Genomic DNA, 17158 nt, shown 5'->3' on the forward strand with positions numbered 1-17158 from the left:
TTACAAAACGTTAAAACTAAAAAAATATTGATCAACTTTTTGTAACTTAAACATATGGTAACAAAACAGTTTTTTTTTATACTTACTCTGGTGCTATTCATTTACAGTTGTGGCACAACTAAAGATCGAAAACTAGACACAACATCTACGACCGATACCTCGGATACATTAAGAATTGCTAATGACGATCTAGAGTATGAAATCCTTATCATAGAACCTGGATTTAATAACTGGCTAGTAACACAAAGACCTAGAGGCTATTACAATCAACAGTTTTTAGAAATAAGAAATCGTCAATATGTTATAGAATACAATCAAAGAGTAGTCCAACCACAACGTTTCGATCCTGATTTATATATTCAACAAATTAACTATGATCAGCACACTGATTATGGATACGAAGTGAATTATTTACTATATAATTATTTCTTGTTTTTTGAAAAACAATACAACCAACGTTTTTTCGTAAGTAGAGGATAAAGATTTTGACGTGGAAAGTTAATATTGTATTTTTGTTCAATGCAAAAATTCAAAGATCGTTGGGAAATCCAAGCTAATTGGCAACTTCTTTTCCCTCTATTAGGACTAATAGGTTTATTGATTTCTTCTTTTTTATTAAGCAAAAGACTTATCTCTGGAATTTTTAAATTATCAGAAAATCATGAAGCATATATTCTTGCATTATCATTAATCACTTTATTCCTTTTTATTCCTTTATTAGGACTAACTTTAAAGATATTTAATGCATTAGAAAAAAAATGGAATATAAACTATAGGTGGGAATTGATAGCTATATTCATTGCTTTTGCTATTACAGGATCTACGGCTGCAAGAGTTTCTGACCCATTACTAACATTAATTGGTTTAAGTAAAGAAACAACTAATGGATGGATTTATTGGCCACTTAGAATATTTTTGATATTCCCTATATATCAAGTTATATTGTTAATTGTAGGATGGCTTTTTGGCCAATTTAAATTTTTCTGGTGGTTTGAGAAAAAAATGCTCCGCAGAATGGGTTTTGCTAGGTTTCTTGACTAATAGTGTTTTTAAAAATGTATTAGATAAAGGAAGTAGCACTGCTTATTATTGAACTATCTCTACTTCAATAGTTTTAGCATCTTTATCAAAAACTTCTTCTTTATTAATTACAAAGGTATATAACCACATAATCGTAAAAGATGGAATAATATCGGTTCCTGGTATAATCTCTTCTATAAATGTTATTATTGAAGCTATTTTCCCTTTTTTTCCCGGATACATATCTAACATTTTTTTTGCCGCATATGGCGCCCAAATAATGTCTAAAAAAGGTCCAACAACAGGAATAACCATCGAGGCCATACCTATCAAATCATAAACAATACCTTTCTTTAGTAATTTATACTTGTTTTTTTTCATAAGTTTCTATTTACTAAAGATATAACAAAAAAAATGCCAAAAAATTGTTATGCCAAATCTGCAGTTATCAACCTTAGAAACTCAGTTCTCGTTTCTATCTTTTCGAATTGACCTCTAAACCCAGAAGTAGTAGTTACAGAATTTTGTTTTTGTACACCACGCATCATCATGCACATATGCGACGCCTCTATAACAACAGCAACACCTTGTGGTTTTAAAGTATTATTAATACATTCCAAGATATCATGAGTTAATCGTTCTTGTACTTGAAGTCGTCTTGCAAAAACATCAACTATTCTAGGTAATTTACTTAACCCGACTATATGCCCATTAGGAATATATGCTATATGAGCTTTACCAAAAAATGGCAGCATATGATGCTCACACAAAGAATATAACTCTATATCCTTTACAATCACCATATCGTCATAATCTTCTTTAAACATGGCACTTTTTAATATCTCTTCAGGATTCTGATGATATCCTTGAGTCAAAAATTGCATGGCTTTTGCCGCTCTCTCTGGAGTCTTAACAATCCCTTCCCTACTTACATCTTCTCCTAAATCAGTAATAATTGACTTAAACTTATCTTTTACATGATCTGTAACCTGGATATTATATTCTTCAAACTTATTGTATGGCATTATGCGTATATTAATTCTAAATTTCCTTTTTCAACTTACTCTTAAAAGTATGCTGCAATTTACTTAGTTTTGGGTTAATCACAAACTGACAGTACCCTTGTTTACTATTTTGATTATAATAATCTTGATGATAATCTTCTGCATTATAAAAAGGACCTAAAGCAGTTACTTCAGTTACAATCGGGTTATCAAAAACACCTTCCGAATTTAGCTTTTCAATCATTGAATGAGCCAATTCTTTTTGATTTTCATTATTGTAAAATATAGCGCTTCTGTATTGAGTCCCTCTATCCGCTCCTTGCCTATTTAATGTAGTAGGGTCATGAGTAGCAAAAAAGATTTCTAACAATTCATTATAATTTATGGTCTCAGAATCATACTCAATCATTATTGCCTCAGCATGTCCTGTTTTTCCCGTGGTTATTTCCCTGTATGCTGGATTCTTTATAGATCCTCCTGTATATCCAGAAATAACACGATAAACCCCTTCCAATCTTTGAAAAACCGCTTCTGTACACCAAAAGCATCCTCCTGCAAAAACCGCAATATTCAAGTTATTTTTTATCATATTATTATTAAAACGTATTTTTTTTAACGAATGTACATAGATAGAGAAGCTTACTAACGCTTTTTAACTTTTCATTAGTACGCCGTTAAGATGTAAATCCTAGTTTTGCAATTGAGTCGAGAAAGTAAGGATTTTTTTACAAAACATGAATAGAAAATTACGCCCTATCCTTAGTATGTTGTTCATACTATACACTGTTATTTTATTTGGTCAAGAAAAAAAACAAATTACAGCACACAGAATATCTACTTCACCTAAGATAGATGGTATTCTAGATGATCAGGTATGGTTAGATATTACTCCATCTGGTAATTTTAATATGTGGCAACCCGGTAATGAAGGGACGATCCCAGAAAATCTTAGAACAGAAGTAAAAATGGCATATGATGATAAAGCAGTATATTTTGCCGCTTATCTTTATGATGATCAACCTGATAAAATACTAAAACAATTTAGTCAACGAGATAATGTTTTCGCTCAAGCAGATTTCTTTAATATATCCATGAACACATACAACGATGGAATTAATGAAACACGTTTTTTTATTACTAGTGCTGGAACAATAGGAGATGCCAGAGCTGATCAATTCAATGAAGATTTTAGTTACAATGTAGTATTTGATGCAAAAATATCCTTTGATGAAAAGGGATGGTATGCAGAATTTAAAATACCATATAACGCTTTACGTTTTCCGGAAATACCTGTCCAAGATTGGAGCATTAACTTTTTTAGACGCCTACAGAATAGAAATGAGACTCACTCCTGGAATTTTGTAGATAACGAAGTAGGACAACGCACGCAATATAATGGAATTGTAAATGGTGTTAAAGATATAAATCCACCTGTAAGACTTACTTTTTTCCCATTTGTACAAGGATTAGCAACTACATCTGATGGAGAAACGGAAACAGATTTTAGTGCAGGGTTAGATGTTAAATATGGATTAAGTGATAGCTTTACTCTAGATGCAACTTTAATTCCAGACTTTGGACAAGCCGCTTTTGATGAAGTTCGGCTTAATTTAGGTCCTTTCGAACAAACATTCGGAGAAAATAGACAATTTTTTACTGAGGGCACTGAGCTTTTCAATAAGGGGAATATCTTCTTTTCAAGACGAGTAGGTAATGGTCCAACTGCTTATGTATCTGATGAAGATTTATTAGAAAATGAAATCGCAGAAGATGCCCCTACTAAGGTAAATCTGCTAAATGCGCTTAAAATCTCAGGAAGAACTAAAGGAAATTTAGGGATCGGTTTTTTTAATGCAATTACTGAAAAAACCGAAGTTCGTATTACCGATACCATTACAGGAAATCAAAGAAAAAAAGTAGTTGAACCTTTAGCCAACTATAATATTTTTGTATTAGATCAACAATTTAATAACAACTCTTCTATTTCATTAATTAATACTAATGTTACCCGAAACGGAAGTGATTTTAGAGATGCCAACGTTACTGGTTTGGTATGGAACTTAGCTAACAAAACCAATTCTTATCGATTAACTGGGCGCTCTATAGTAAGTCAAGTAAATCTTCCTGGTGACAATATTGGTGGTTTTAGATCAGAGCTTGATTTTGATCGTATTAAAGGGAAATGGAGATATGGATTTGGACACGATCTAGCTAATACCACTTTTGATATAAATGATTTAGGAGTAAATTTTAGAAATAATTTCAATAGCTTCCGAGTTAGTACTTCTTACCAGATTTTCGAACCTACTAAACTATTCAATAACTACAGAATTAATCTTTTCGCAAGACATCGTAGATTATATGATCCTAGTGTTCAAACTTCCAATTCCCTTGGTGTCGATTGGTTTTTTGTTACTAGAGAACGTTTTGCTTTTGGAGGTTTTACTATTTATGATTCTGATACTGATGATTACTTCGAACCTAGAGTAGATGGCAGATTTGTTACATTCAGTGAAAACCTTGGTGTAAATCTATGGGTGTCTTCAGATTATCGTAAAAAATTCGCTTATGATATTCGACTATTTCATCGTAATTGGTTTGAAGATGATCAACAAACCTACAGCATGAATCTTTCTCCTAGGTATCGATTCTCCGATAAACTCTTAGTTATTTGGACTACGGACTACTCTATTAGAAAACGCAATTTCGGATATATTGACAATGATGATACGGATGTTTTCTTAGGGCAAAGGGATATTACTACAATAGAAAACTCCCTTAGTGCTAGTTATAATTTTGATCCTTATAAAGCAATTAATCTTCGTTTTAGAAATTTTTGGAGTACAGCTGATTACTCTGAAAATATTTTTTACACGCTTAATAATGATGGTTCGCGAACACAAACAGATTATGACACTACAGAAAATGATCCTAATACCAATTTTAATATCTGGAATTTAGATTTAAGTTTTAGTTGGAGATTTGCTCCAGGAAGTGAAGCTACACTGCTCTATCGTAATCAAATATTTAACCAAGATGAATTATCAACGATTAATTATACAGATAGTTTAGATAATCTTTTTGGTCAACCCATAAAACATACCTTATCATTAAGGGTCGTCTATTTCCTAGATATAAATAATTTAAAAGGTTCTTTTAAAGGATAATCTTGGCGAATTTTAGGATATTAGTTACTTTCACAATCTCTAGAGATATAATTGATGATAAAAGCTAAAAATATTCATAAACACTATGGCGATTTACATGTCTTAAAAGGTGTTGATTTACATATAAAAGAAGGAGAAATTGTTTCTATTGTAGGTGCTTCTGGTGCAGGAAAAACTACATTGCTACAAATTTTAGGAACTTTAGATAGAGCATCAAAAGAAAAAGGAAGTGATTTATCAATTAACAATAACATCATAAATTTCCTTTCGGAGAAGCAACTTTCTAAATTCAGAAATGAACAATTAGGATTTATTTTCCAGTTTCATCAACTGTTACCTGAATTCACAGCATTAGAAAATGTATGCATTCCAGCTTTTATTAAAAAAGTACCAAAAGCGGATGCAGAAAAAAGAGCTAAAGAATTACTTGGTTTTTTAGGATTAGAACATCGATCTGACCATAAACCTAATGAGCTTTCTGGTGGGGAACAGCAAAGAGTTGCTGTAGCGAGATCGTTAATAAATAATCCTAAAGTAATTTTTGCTGACGAACCTTCTGGTAATTTAGATAGTGAATCTGCAGAAAATTTACATAAACTATTCTTCAAACTTAGAGATGAGTATGGACAAACTTTTGTTATCGTTACCCATAATGAAGAGTTAGCAAATATGGCAGATCGTAAACTAGTTATGGTAGATGGTAAAATTGTAGACAAGTCATAGATCATTGAACACTTTTTAGAATTTACGTACAGTGCTAAATCCAGTGAAGAAACTTAATAAAACTGAACTCAAAGAATTTCTTGATGAAAAAGCAGCTTTTTATGAGCAACCGAAATTCATAGAAACTGATCCAGTTCAAATTCCTCACTTATTTACACAAAAAGAAGATATAGAAATAGCAGGTTTTCTTACGGCAACCATTTCTTGGGGAAATCGTAAAAGTATTTTAAAAAATGCTCATAAATTAATGTCTCTTTTAGGTAATTCACCGCATGATTATGTTATGAACCATTCGGAGACAACACTGGAAAACCTGGAAGGTTTTGTACACAGAACTTTTAATAGCAAAGACCTCTCCTATTTTATAAAGGCATTACAAAACATTTACAATAAGTTTGGTGACTTAGAAAGTTTCTTTTCTCAATATAATGAAGAAGCCTTTTTACAAAATGCAATACATCACTTTAAAAAAGAGTTTTTTACACTACCGCACCTTCCAAGAACCCAAAAACATATCAGTGATCCTCATAAAAATTCTGCTGCCAAAAGAATTAATATGTTCCTTAGATGGATGGTAAGAGATGCGGGGGCTGGTGTAGATCTAGGAATTTGGAAAAGCATGTCGCCATCACAATTATCCTGTCCATTAGATGTTCATTCTGGTAATGTAGCAAGAAAGTTAGGTTTATTCAGTAGAAAGCAAAATGATGGAAAAGCTTTATTGGAGTTAGACACCAAATTAAGGAAGTTAGACCCGTTAGACCCTATAAAATATGACTATGCTTTATTTGGATTAGGTGTTTTTGAAAAATTCTAACTTAGAATAATTCTAAAGAGTAACATGTAGTTTACATTATAAACATTAGGTTGACGTTTCTTTAATAAACATAAAACATTTCCATAAAGTCATTCCGCTTACTCTCGAAGTAAATTTGTGAAAACGAAAATTCACACAATCATGAAAAATTACTTAGGACTTCTTGCGCTATGTTGCGGTTTGATTTTAACATCTTGTAACGATGACGACGATACTTCAACACCACCAATAGGAGATTTAATTGAATTAGAAAGCAGATCAACCTCACCTGTTCTCTTAAAAAAAATGTCTGGTTTTACAGATATTGAAATTTATAATTTACTTTCTTCTGAAGATACTTACATTCCTGACTTTACATATGGATCTATGGCGGATGGAGCCGGTCTACTTCGTAATACAGACGGAACTTATACCCTAATAAACAATATAGAAGCGGATTATGCAATAGCACGTATTACGCTTGATGAAACATTCAAACCAATAAAAGGAGAACATATACTTAATGCAGTTGCAACTGCGGAGACTGCTCAATGTTCTGGATCTATGATTACTCAAGAAGAGCATGGTTTTGGTCCTATGTATTTATCAGGAGGAGAATGGGGAGGAAACTCTAAGGGAGTTTTTGCAACAGATCCTTATAGAGATCCTTCTATTGCTTCTACTCCTAGAATGTTAACTTCTATGGGGCAATGGTCTACAGAAAATGCCGTTGCTATTGGAAAAGATGCATACCCAGATAAAACTGTAGTATTTATCGGAGATGATAATAGTAATGACGAAGTACCTTCTGGTCAATTAGGTATGTATGTTGGAAACGCTGGTGATCTAAATGGCGGAAAATTATACGGATTAAAAGTAACCTCTCCTGGAATTACATATGAAATGGATATGGAAGAAGGTACAGCATACGATATGGAGTTTGTAGAATTAACAGAAAAAGATATTGATCTATTAGATGCAGAAGCTAAATCTAAAGGAGTTATGGGATTCTCTAGATTAGAGGATATCGACTGGAGAAGAGGTTCTGGGGCTAATAATAGAGAAGTTTATCTTGCTGTAACTGGAAGAGATAAACCAGATCTTATCGGAAAAGGAACTCGTTCTGGAAGAATATACAAAGTAGTATTAAACGAAAATGATCCAACAGGTGCTGGAAAAATAACTTGTGTATTAGATGGTGATAAAGAAGGTGGTAAAGCAGAAGCTTTTCACAGTCCTGATAACATACTAGTTACAGAAAACTATGCTTACATTCAGGAAGATCCAAATGGTATCCAAGATTTTAAACCTGCAGCTGCTCATTATGCAAGATTATATCAATACGATCTTAATTCTGGCGCGTTACAAGCTGTTTTAGAATGTGATCAAGTAGCTGCTGCAGCTCAAGGATATGGAGCTATAGACAGAAGTTGGGAAATTACAGGAATGATAGATATCTCTGATGTTATTGGAGTTGATGAAACCTTCATTTTAATCACTCAGAATCATGGTTGGGAAAAAGCTGATGGTACTGCGTTTACAGACCCTAATGCTAATCCTAATGTTGCTGATAGCAGAAAAGAAGGAAGTATGCTATATATTATTAAAGGGTTAAAAAGATAATTCATAAATCATATGAATCTTATGCAATTATTGCTAATAAATATAATCAAAAAAGGGGCTTGTCTTATGACGGGCCTCTTTATTTTTTTTGTTCTTTTTTCTTGTGAAGAAGAAGTAAAAAAAGAAGAAACTACAACAATCTCATTCAACACCAAAATGCAGAAGCAATTTGATAAAGATATTTCTTTAGCAATTGCTCATTTAGATAGTATAAAACAGGACCCTAATAAGATTGAAAAGAATTTTAAAGAATCTAGAAAATACTTTAAAAAATTAGAACCTGTATTATCTACATTAGATATTGAAAATTATGGTTTTCTCAACCAACCAAATATTTTAAAGGTTGAAGAAGAAGATTTCACCGATATTAAAATAAAGTCACCTAGTGGGTATCAAGTATTGGAAGAAGAAATCTTTGTAGATAAAAAAGACACTACAACGATCATAAAACATGTGAATTTAATAGCTAGTAGATTAAAACTTATTCAGAAAAATACAGGTTTTGATCACATAAAACAGTATCACTTTCTATGGCTATTTAGAAAAGCAATTGACCGAATAGCACTTACGGGTATTACTGGTTTTGATTCTCCTGTTTTAGAAAATTCATTAGAAGATTCTAAAATTGTATATCAAAGCTTACACACTTATTTATCTATGTTTAAAGATGAATTTAAAGATCCTAATCTATTTAAGATGTGGAAAGAAGAAATACAAGTCACTATAGATTCCCTACAAGGTGATTTTAATGAATTTGATCGCTATCATTTTATTAAAAACAGAACCCATAAACAGTTAACTCTTTGGAATCAAACAGTTTCTGATTGGAAAGTCCAGTTTCCTTTTGAACTAGCTATTAAAAATGATGCAACCTCTCTTTTCTCTTCAGATACTTTTAATGTAACCTATTTTGCAGATAGAAATCAAAAAGAGATCACCCAAGATATGGTATCACTAGGTACAAAGTTGTTTTATGACACGAACTTATCAGCTGATAAAAAAGTTAGTTGTGCTACTTGCCATCAACCAGAAAAAGCTTTTACAGATGGATTAAAGATTTCAAAAGGTGTAACTCGTAATAGTCCTACGCTACTGTATGCGGCATTACAGCAAGGTTTTTTCTATGATAAAAGAGCTGGCGGATTAGAAGGACAAATTATCAGTGTTGTAGAAAATGTAAATGAATTTCATTCTGATTTAAAAACGTTAGAAAAAGCTGTTATTAGTAATAAAGAATATGTAGAACAATTTGCTAAGGTATATCCTAATCGGGAAATTAATAATAACGATATCAGGAATGCAATAGCCAATTACATTCGTACTTTGATTCCTTTTAATTCTAAATTTGATAGAAATATCAATGGTTTGGAAAACACCTTATCAGCAAGTGAAATTAATGGGTACAACCTTTTTAATGGTAAAGCCAAGTGTGCAACTTGCCATTTTGCCCCTTTATTTAATGGGACAGTTCCTCCAGATTATAAAGAATCAGAAATGGAACTTATAGGAGTTCCTAAGCATAATGATACGATTAATGCTACGATAAGTGAAGATTTAGGTAGATATGAAATTTATAAAACTCCAGAACGAAAGCATTTTTTCAAAACATCCACAGTCAGAAACGCAGCTTTAACAGGACCATATATGCATAATGGTGTGTATACTACTTTAGAAGAAGTTATGGATTTTTACAATCGTGGTGGTGGCGCAGGAATTGGTATAGAACAAGAATATCAGACATTACCTCCAGACCCCTTAAATCTTACTAATCAAGAAATTGATGATATAATAGCATTCATAAAAAGTCTAAATGATAATATTTCGGAATCCGAGTATTAGAACTAGTTTATTTAGAGATCAGGATAAGATTAAAAACATCTAAATGGATTATTTTACTACTCAAAACTACGGTCAGGAAAGAGTCGTTGACATTCCATTTACCAATCCTAGTGTTAATCCAGATGTTTCGAAAGGCAAAAAAGAAGGTAGCCTGTTTTTTGAAATAACAGGTTTAGAAAATATTTTTTAGAATCAGAAAATATGAACAAGCAGATTTCTGATTAAACCTGATCAATAAACGAGGCTTATTCTCTATAAATAAGCCTCATTTATTACTTCAAATCACTATAGTGAACCCAAATTCTCTTCAACCAAGTTCTTGGTATTTCCAATAGATTCTAAATTAAAAGTTGTAGAAATATTAAATCTTTACTAACATTTAATCGAATACAACACGGGAAATCATAATTTTTAATATTTTTTTGTTAATTTTATTAAGAATTGTTTCACACCAGGCAATTCTTGATGAAGATGATTATTCCTGAACTCCCCATTAACGAAGATTTTAGAATTGAAGCTTTAAAATCTTTAGGTATATTAGATACAGAGCCTGAAAACGAGTTTGATGAAATAACTGCGCTTGCCGCATATCTCTGTGATACAGAAGCTGCTCTTATATCATTAGTGGATGATGATAGAGAATGGTTTAAATCTTCCTATGGTTTTTCTTCAAAAGAAATTCCTAGAAATCAGTCCTTTTGTGCACATGCCATTTTAGATCCAGATACTCCTTTAATCATAAATGATGCTAGAACAGACGAAAGATTTCATGATAACCCACTTACACTAGATGGTACTGTAGTATTTTATGCTAGTATCCCTCTTATTGACAAGAATGGATTTGCACTAGGAACACTTTGTGTTATCGACAGCCAACCAAAGACACTTAGTGATAAACAGCTAGAGGCGTTAAAATCATTAGCGCATCAAGTAGTTATTCTTTTTGAATTAAATAAAAAGAACAAAGACTTAGAAAAAATAGAAGATAAACTTAGAAAACGGAACGAGTCATTAAAAGAGTTTGCCAGAGTGATATCTCATGATTTAAAAATGCCCTTGGCTAATGTGATTACTACTTCTGATCTTTTAAAACTAAAATTAGCAAACGATCTGGATAAGGAAACTTCAGAGTATTTTGAATATATAAAACAATCATCATTTTCTATGAGTGATTACATTAATGATGTATTGGATCATTATGAAAGTGATAGCCTTGTTCAAAACAAGCCTGAATCATTTAAGCTAAATCATCTCTTAAAAGAAATAGCAGAATTATTAAGTATTAAACCAGATTGTACTATTAATTTTCCAGAACCTAATCCATCATTAAAATCGAACAAATCTGCTTTAAAGCAAATATTTTTTAATCTAATCGGGAACAGTATCAAGTATAATGATAAAGAACATATTATCATTGATATTGAACATTCTGAAGATAAAGTTTTCTATTATTTTAAAGTTACTGACAATGGAATGGGAATTCCTGAGGATAAAATTGACTCGATTTTCGAATTATTTACTACCGCAAATGGAACCGATAGAAGCGGAAACAAGGGGAATGGAATAGGTTTATCAACGGTAAAAAAACTAGTGGTAACTCTTGGCGGCTGTATTAAAGTAAAATCTACACTTGGAGTATGTACCTCTTTTGACTTTTCTATAAAGAAATAAATAGATTTTATTTTATTGTTGCTATACAAGCTTCGGCGCATTTTTCTCCATCAATAGCTGCAGAAATAATTCCTCCAGCATAACCAGCACCTTCGCCACAAGGATATAACCCCTTTATTTGTGTATGCTCCAATGTTTTTCTATCTCTAGGAACTCGTACCGGCGAAGATGTTCTTGATTCCGGAGCGTGAACCACTGCTTCATTAGTCAGATACCCTCTCATGCTTTTATCAAATGCCTTAAATCCTTCTTGTAGTGTTTTATGAATGAATTTTGGAAAAACCTCTCCCATATCTATCGAACTCAAACCAGGTTTATAGGAAGTTTCTGGTAAATCTACAGATACTTTTCTATTGGTCAAATCCACTAACCGCTGTGCAGGAACTCTTTGAGTCTCTCCAGCTAAATGCCAAGAGCGTTGCTCAATACTTTTCTGAAAATACATCCCTGATAACGGTCCATACTTCGAAAAATCTTTAAAATCTTCTAGACGAAGCTCCACTACAATACCACTATTAGAAGTTGGTTGATCTCTTTTAGAAGGTGACCATCCATTGGTAACTACTTCTCCTGGGCTTGTTGCACATGGAGCAATAACTCCTCCTGGACACATACAAAAAGAATACATTCCTCTACCATCAACCTGTTTTACTATGCTGTATGGTGATGGAGGAAGATAAGGTCCTCTAACCTCACATTTATATTGTATCTGATCAATTAATTGCTGAGAATGTTCTACTCTAACTCCTAGAGCAAAAGGTTTTGCCTCTATTTCAATCTCTTTCTTGTACAATAATTCAAAAATATCTCTAGCAGAATGTCCGGTAGCTAAAATAACTTTATTCGTTTTTATGCGGTCTCCATTTTGTAGAATTACAGAATCGATTTCATTATTTTTAATATCAAAATCGGTTACCCTAGTCTCAAAATGTACTTCGCCCCCATTTTCTCTTATTTTTTGTCTAATGGCCGCAATAATTGCAGGTAATTTATTAGTTCCAATATGAGGGTGTGCTTCTACCAAAATTTGATCTGTAGCTCCAAAACCTACTAATAACTGAAGAATTCGATTTACATCTCCCCTTTTTTTAGAACGTGTATATAATTTACCATCACTATAAGTTCCTGCTCCTCCTTCTCCGAAACAGTAATTAGAATCTTCATTAACAATATGATCTCTATTTATAGCTTTGAGATCTCTTCTTCTTTCGCGAACATCTTTTCCTCTTTCTAATACAATCGGCTTATACCCAAGTTCAACACATCGTAATGCTGCAAATAAACCTGCAGGACCTGCACCAATAATTACTACCTCACTAGCATTAGAAACATCCGGATAATCAGGTAACTTAATTGGTATTTCCTCAAAGTCCTCTTGTACAAATACTTTTATTTTCAAATTTACTTTGATCGCCTTTTGACGCGCATCAATAGAACGTTTTAAAACTTGTATGTGTCTAATCTCATCAATAGAAATTCCATTCTTTCTAGACACCATGATCTTTAAACGGTCTGGATCTGCAGCTATTTCTGGTGATACTTGTATGCTAAATTCGTATTGCAAAGGATATATATTCTAAAATTTTCACGAAGATACAATGTTACCTATAAACAACTCTATTTGTTACGAACATAAATCAGTTTAAACTTTCCGCTAATATGCTCGCGTTCATCTATTTCAAATTGCTTAAGCGAATTAAACAAAGGGGTTAGTTTTGCAAACCCAAAATTTCTAGAATCAAAATTAGGCTGTTTCTTTAGAATTAATGAACCTACATCTCCCAAAAAAGCCCAACCATCTTCACTCGCAGCGTCTTCTACTGAATTCCTCAATAATCTAATTGTTTTTGAAGTGATTTTATCTAAATTAGATTTATCAGACTTTTCTTTACCATCTTTTTTCTCAGTATCTTTTTTCAAAATTTCTAAATAAATAAACTTATCACAAGCTACTATAAAAGGATCCGGAGTTTTCTTTTCTCCAATTCCATACACAACAACACCGGCTTCTCGCAGTCTCATTGCTAATTTAGTAAAATCACTATCCGAAGACACCAAACAAAAACCATTCACTTTTTCTGAATATAAAATATCCATTGCATCTATAATCATGGCAGAATCCGTGGCATTCTTTCCTGTAGTATAACTATATTGCTGTATCGGATTTATTGCATTTTCTAACAAAATATTTTTCCATTTTGCTAGGTATGGTTTTGTCCAATCACCATAAATACGTTTAATAGTAGGAGTTCCATACTTGGTAATCTCCTCCATCATTTCTTTTATATACTTGGCAGGTATATTATCCCCATCGATTAGGACCGCCAATTTTGTATCTTTCATCATGGTTTTAAAGGTACACAAATACAATAGCTAAAAAAAGAATTCAATAGTAATCTAATGTGCATTAAAGAAATACTAAAAAACACACAACATAGACCTTGGGAACTGCCGTCTGATAATTGGAGATTTTATCAAGAATGGAATAGAGCAATATTCTTACATTGGAAAGTTGACTATGACGAATTAAGAAAACTTGTTCCTAAAGAATTGGAGATAGATTTATACAATGGAGAACCATGGGTATCATTAGTTGCATTTTCTATGGAAAAAATCAGACCTAAATTTCTTCCCTACTTTACTCCTATTTCTAATTTTGATGAAATCAACATTCGCACTTACATAAAATCTGGAAAAAAGACCGGAGTTTATTTCTTAAGCATTGAAGGAGGAAAAATAATTTCTTGCAGTATTGCTAAAGCCATCTCGGAACTTCCTTATAGATATTCTAAAATCAAAAGAGACTCCAATAGCTATACATCTAAAAATAAAAAGTATAAAGATTCTCTAAAAATTAAATTTACAGTAGGTAAAGAACTAAACAATAAGTCCAAACTTGACCTTTGGTTAACTGAGCGATATGCTCTTTTTCAGGATGTAAAGAATACAATCAACGAATATGAAATACATCATCCAGAATGGTGCATAAACGGTATTGACATCAACAATTTAGAAATTAATTATACTCGTTTTAATAATTTATTAAAAGGAATCCCTCACAAGACAAGTTATTCTAAAGGTGTTCGAGTAATCGCTTGGGGAATGAATAAAAAGAAAAAGGTCTATTATCCATAAAATTATCTAAAAAAATGTATTTTGCCCATAAAAATAAATACTTCGTCGATACTATATATTATTGAGGTAAGAGGAATATGATAAGAAAAAATAGCTCTACACCGCTAGTCTCATTAAAAAAACTTTAACTTTTATTAATATTTAAGTTTCTATATTTGATTTAAACAAACAATCAATATACCCATGAAAAAACTATTTTTTTTAGCCATTGCGCTTATCGGTTTTACCACAGTTTCAAATGCCCAAAGCTTAAAATTTGGTGTTAAAGGAGGTGTGAATTTCGCTAATATAGATTCTCGATTTGACACTGATGCCAGAACTGGTTTTCATCTAGGAGCGGTAGCAACAATAGGTTTACCAGGTAAATTTGCTATTCAACCAGAAGTTTTATATTCTGCTCAAGGTACTGATGATTTAAAGGTGGACTACATCAACGTTCCTATTTTAGTGAAATATAAATTCTTAAAGTTTCTTAGTTTCGAGGCTGGTCCACAATTTGGTGTTGTTGTAAATGATGATTATGAAGTTGGTGAGCCAGAAAGCTTTGATGTAAGTGTTGCTGCTGGAGCTGGCGTAACCTTTGGAAAATTCTTTGCACAAGCAAGATATAATCATGGTCTTACAGACGTTGATGATGCTATTAGTAGTCAAAATAGAACTTTTCAACTCTCTGTAGGATATTATATTTTTTAATAAAAAACAGCTATAAACCTTATAAAAAGGCGGAAGTTAAACTTCCGCCTTTTTTTATGATCTATTTTTTCTTCGTCGATTATAGTTTCTGTTATTCCGTTTAGGTTTAGAAGAATTTTGATTTTTCTTTGGTGGCGCTGCATTATAATCAAAAACAAAACTAGGCTCAAAACCTTCTATAACTTCTTTAGGTAGCGTTAATCCTAATAATTTCTCTATTCCTTTTATATAAGCTACTTCTTCTTGAGATACTAAGGAAATTGCTTCTCCACTAGCTCCTGCCCTACCTGTACGACCAATTCTATGAACGTAGTCTTCAGAAATGTTCGGTAATTCATAATTAATCACATGTGGTAACAAAGGGATATCAAGTCCACGTGCTGCTATATCGGTTGCTACTAAAACTCTGATTTTATTTTGTTTAAAACCACTCAATGCTTTCGTTCTTGCTCCCTGACTCTTATTCCCATGAATTGCAGCAGATGTAATTCCATTTTTAGACAACTTTTCGCTTAAGCGATTTGCTCCATGTTTTGTTCGCGTAAAAATCAATACTTGCTTCCAATTCCCTTCGGATATCAACTTAATAACTACAGAAGATTTCTTCGCTTTATCAACTTTGTACATCTTTTGATCCACCTTCTCAGCGGTGGTATTTTCTGGAGCAGCTTCTACAGAAACAGGTTGATACAAAATCCCATTAGCTAACTTTTTAATTTCTTTAGAAAATGTTGCAGAAAATAACAAGTTTTGTCTTTTCTTAGGTAATAATGCTAGTATTTTATTAATATCTCTCTGAAATCCCATATCCAGCATTCGATCTGCTTCATCTAATACTAATATCTCAACCTTAGAAAGGGATAGAGCTCTTCGTTCGTGTAAATCCAACAAACGACCAGGAGTAGCAACCAAAACATCCACTCCGTTTCTTAACGCCTTTATCTGAGGATTAGCGTTTACACCTCCAAAAACAACCATAGATCTAAGATCTGTATATGTACTATAGGCTTTTACGTTGTCCAATATTTGTGCCGCTAATTCTCTTGTAGGAGTTAAAATAAGTGCACGGATCGGTCTTTTTCTAAATGGTTTATTATGAGCTAATAATTGAAGGATTGGTAATGTAAAACCCGCTGTTTTACCTGTCCCAGTCTGAGCAGATGCTAAAACATCTTTTCCTTCTAAAATTGGTGGTATTGCTTTTTCTTGAATTGGTGAAGGTACTGTATACCCTTTTTTGTCGATTGCTTTTAATAAAGCATCGGATAATCCTAATGATTCAAATGACATATAAATTGTTTAAGAAACAACAATCTACTACATAATGCCATTTCTGAATATAGCGGCAAAGGTACGTTTAATTTTAGTATATTATTTCACTTCGGGTTTTCATATTTTGTAAATACCTAAAATGCAGGATATTTCTAAAAATAGTATCTAAATTAGTGAAATCTTACCCTAAAAATTCGTTAAGTCTAAACCTTCAA

At 32.4% G+C, this 17158-nt stretch carries 17 protein-coding genes; 11 read left to right on the forward strand and 6 right to left on the reverse strand.

Annotated features, from left to right (window positions below; genetic code table 11):
• The first annotated feature begins 54 nt into the window (after positions 1-54).
• Complete coding sequence (locus NMK29_RS10140; protein WP_108804010.1) at positions 55-480, forward strand: DUF6146 family protein; 426 nt, start codon at positions 55-57, stop codon at positions 478-480.
• A gap of 39 nt (positions 481-519) precedes the next feature.
• Complete coding sequence (locus NMK29_RS10145) at positions 520-1041, forward strand: DUF6787 family protein (protein ID WP_108804009.1); 522 nt, start codon at positions 520-522, stop codon at positions 1039-1041.
• A gap of 45 nt (positions 1042-1086) precedes the next feature.
• On the opposite strand, the gene NMK29_RS10150 is transcribed toward NMK29_RS10145, so the two are convergent.
• The 3 genes from NMK29_RS10150 to msrA are packed head-to-tail and all read right to left on the reverse strand — an operon-like array spanning position 1087 to position 2613.
• Positions 1087-1401, reverse strand: coding sequence for a hypothetical protein (locus NMK29_RS10150; RefSeq protein ID WP_108804008.1), 315 nt, complete (start codon positions 1399-1401; stop codon positions 1087-1089).
• 47 nt (positions 1402-1448) lie between these two features.
• A complete protein-coding gene (gene folE, locus NMK29_RS10155; protein WP_108804007.1) occupies positions 1449-2045 on the reverse strand; it encodes a GTP cyclohydrolase I FolE in 597 nt (198 codons plus the stop codon).
• A gap of 16 nt (positions 2046-2061) precedes the next feature.
• Complete coding sequence (msrA, locus tag NMK29_RS10160) at positions 2062-2613, reverse strand: peptide-methionine (S)-S-oxide reductase MsrA (RefSeq protein ID WP_108804006.1); 552 nt, start codon at positions 2611-2613, stop codon at positions 2062-2064.
• A 145-nt stretch (positions 2614-2758) separates the two neighbouring features.
• On the opposite strand from msrA, the gene NMK29_RS10165 reads away from it, so the two are divergent.
• The 7 genes from NMK29_RS10165 (at position 2759) to NMK29_RS10195 (ending at position 11843) form a co-directional block, all read left to right on the forward strand.
• Entirely contained in the window at positions 2759-5191 is a 2433-nt protein-coding gene (locus NMK29_RS10165; protein WP_234424288.1) for a DUF5916 domain-containing protein, read from the forward strand.
• A 54-nt stretch (positions 5192-5245) separates the two neighbouring features.
• Positions 5246-5914: an ABC transporter ATP-binding protein gene (locus NMK29_RS10170; RefSeq protein WP_108804005.1), complete on the forward strand. Its 669-nt coding sequence runs from the start codon at positions 5246-5248 to the stop codon at positions 5912-5914.
• Between the two features lie 43 nt (positions 5915-5957).
• The gene (locus NMK29_RS10175) at positions 5958-6731 is read left to right on the forward strand and encodes a TIGR02757 family protein (RefSeq protein WP_108804004.1); all 774 of its coding nucleotides are present in this window, start codon (positions 5958-5960) and stop codon (positions 6729-6731) included.
• A gap of 141 nt (positions 6732-6872) precedes the next feature.
• Entirely contained in the window at positions 6873-8333 is a 1461-nt protein-coding gene (locus NMK29_RS10180) for an alkaline phosphatase PhoX (protein ID WP_108804003.1), read from the forward strand.
• 66 nt (positions 8334-8399) lie between these two features.
• Complete coding sequence (locus NMK29_RS10185) at positions 8400-10172, forward strand: cytochrome-c peroxidase (RefSeq protein ID WP_234424287.1); 1773 nt, start codon at positions 8400-8402, stop codon at positions 10170-10172.
• A 43-nt stretch (positions 10173-10215) separates the two neighbouring features.
• The gene (locus NMK29_RS10190; protein ID WP_159092262.1) at positions 10216-10362 is read left to right on the forward strand and encodes a hypothetical protein; all 147 of its coding nucleotides are present in this window, start codon (positions 10216-10218) and stop codon (positions 10360-10362) included.
• A 281-nt stretch (positions 10363-10643) separates the two neighbouring features.
• Complete coding sequence (locus NMK29_RS10195) at positions 10644-11843, forward strand: ATP-binding protein (RefSeq protein ID WP_108804572.1); 1200 nt, start codon at positions 10644-10646, stop codon at positions 11841-11843.
• 7 nt (positions 11844-11850) lie between these two features.
• Here NMK29_RS10195 and NMK29_RS10200 read toward each other — a convergent pair whose 3' ends face one another.
• Positions 11851-13407 (reverse strand): NAD(P)/FAD-dependent oxidoreductase, encoded by a 1557-nt coding sequence (locus tag NMK29_RS10200; RefSeq protein WP_234424286.1) that lies wholly within the window; start codon positions 13405-13407, stop codon positions 11851-11853.
• Positions 13408-13460: 53 nt separating this feature from the next.
• Positions 13461-14189 carry an NYN domain-containing protein gene (locus tag NMK29_RS10205; RefSeq protein WP_108804001.1) on the reverse strand — a complete coding sequence of 243 codons (729 nt, stop codon included), beginning with the start codon at positions 14187-14189 and terminating at the stop codon, positions 13461-13463.
• Between the two features lie 54 nt (positions 14190-14243).
• Between NMK29_RS10205 and NMK29_RS10210 the strand changes: the two genes are divergently transcribed.
• Together NMK29_RS10210 and NMK29_RS10215 are read left to right on the forward strand one after the other, a co-directional pair.
• Positions 14244-14978, forward strand: coding sequence for a YqjF family protein (locus NMK29_RS10210; protein ID WP_108804000.1), 735 nt, complete (start codon positions 14244-14246; stop codon positions 14976-14978).
• Positions 14979-15161: 183 nt separating this feature from the next.
• The gene (locus NMK29_RS10215; RefSeq protein ID WP_108803999.1) at positions 15162-15671 is read left to right on the forward strand and encodes a porin family protein; all 510 of its coding nucleotides are present in this window, start codon (positions 15162-15164) and stop codon (positions 15669-15671) included.
• Between the two features lie 54 nt (positions 15672-15725).
• Here NMK29_RS10215 and NMK29_RS10220 read toward each other — a convergent pair whose 3' ends face one another.
• Entirely contained in the window at positions 15726-16961 is a 1236-nt protein-coding gene (locus tag NMK29_RS10220) for a DEAD/DEAH box helicase (protein ID WP_108803998.1), read from the reverse strand.
• Positions 16962-17158 lie beyond the last annotated feature (197 nt).

The organism is Aquimarina sp. Aq107, from assembly GCF_943733665.1.
In the GTDB taxonomy this organism is placed as follows: domain Bacteria; phylum Bacteroidota; class Bacteroidia; order Flavobacteriales; family Flavobacteriaceae; genus Aquimarina.

Excerpts from the sequence above, each read along its gene's own strand:
- NMK29_RS10165 (WP_234424288.1), top strand. The coding sequence starts at position 2,759 with ATGAATAGAAAATTACGCCCTATCCTTAGTATGTTGTTCATACTATAC.
- msrA (WP_108804006.1), bottom strand. The coding sequence starts at position 2,613 with ATGATAAAAAATAACTTGAATATTGCGGTTTTTGCAGGAGGATGCTTT.
- NMK29_RS10140 (WP_108804010.1), top strand. The coding sequence starts at position 55 with ATGGTAACAAAACAGTTTTTTTTTATACTTACTCTGGTGCTATTCATT.
- NMK29_RS10180 (WP_108804003.1), top strand. The coding sequence starts at position 6,873 with ATGAAAAATTACTTAGGACTTCTTGCGCTATGTTGCGGTTTGATTTTA.
- NMK29_RS10170 (WP_108804005.1), top strand. The coding sequence starts at position 5,246 with ATGATAAAAGCTAAAAATATTCATAAACACTATGGCGATTTACATGTC.
- NMK29_RS10145 (WP_108804009.1), top strand. The coding sequence starts at position 520 with ATGCAAAAATTCAAAGATCGTTGGGAAATCCAAGCTAATTGGCAACTT.
- folE (WP_108804007.1), bottom strand. The coding sequence starts at position 2,045 with ATGCCATACAATAAGTTTGAAGAATATAATATCCAGGTTACAGATCAT.
- NMK29_RS10210 (WP_108804000.1), top strand. The coding sequence starts at position 14,244 with ATGTGCATTAAAGAAATACTAAAAAACACACAACATAGACCTTGGGAA.
- NMK29_RS10195 (WP_108804572.1), top strand. The coding sequence starts at position 10,644 with ATGATTATTCCTGAACTCCCCATTAACGAAGATTTTAGAATTGAAGCT.
- NMK29_RS10190 (WP_159092262.1), top strand. The coding sequence starts at position 10,216 with ATGGATTATTTTACTACTCAAAACTACGGTCAGGAAAGAGTCGTTGAC.
- NMK29_RS10205 (WP_108804001.1), bottom strand. The coding sequence starts at position 14,189 with ATGATGAAAGATACAAAATTGGCGGTCCTAATCGATGGGGATAATATA.
- NMK29_RS10185 (WP_234424287.1), top strand. The coding sequence starts at position 8,400 with ATGACGGGCCTCTTTATTTTTTTTGTTCTTTTTTCTTGTGAAGAAGAA.
- NMK29_RS10220 (WP_108803998.1), bottom strand. The coding sequence starts at position 16,961 with ATGTCATTTGAATCATTAGGATTATCCGATGCTTTATTAAAAGCAATC.
- NMK29_RS10150 (WP_108804008.1), bottom strand. The coding sequence starts at position 1,401 with ATGAAAAAAAACAAGTATAAATTACTAAAGAAAGGTATTGTTTATGAT.
- NMK29_RS10215 (WP_108803999.1), top strand. The coding sequence starts at position 15,162 with ATGAAAAAACTATTTTTTTTAGCCATTGCGCTTATCGGTTTTACCACA.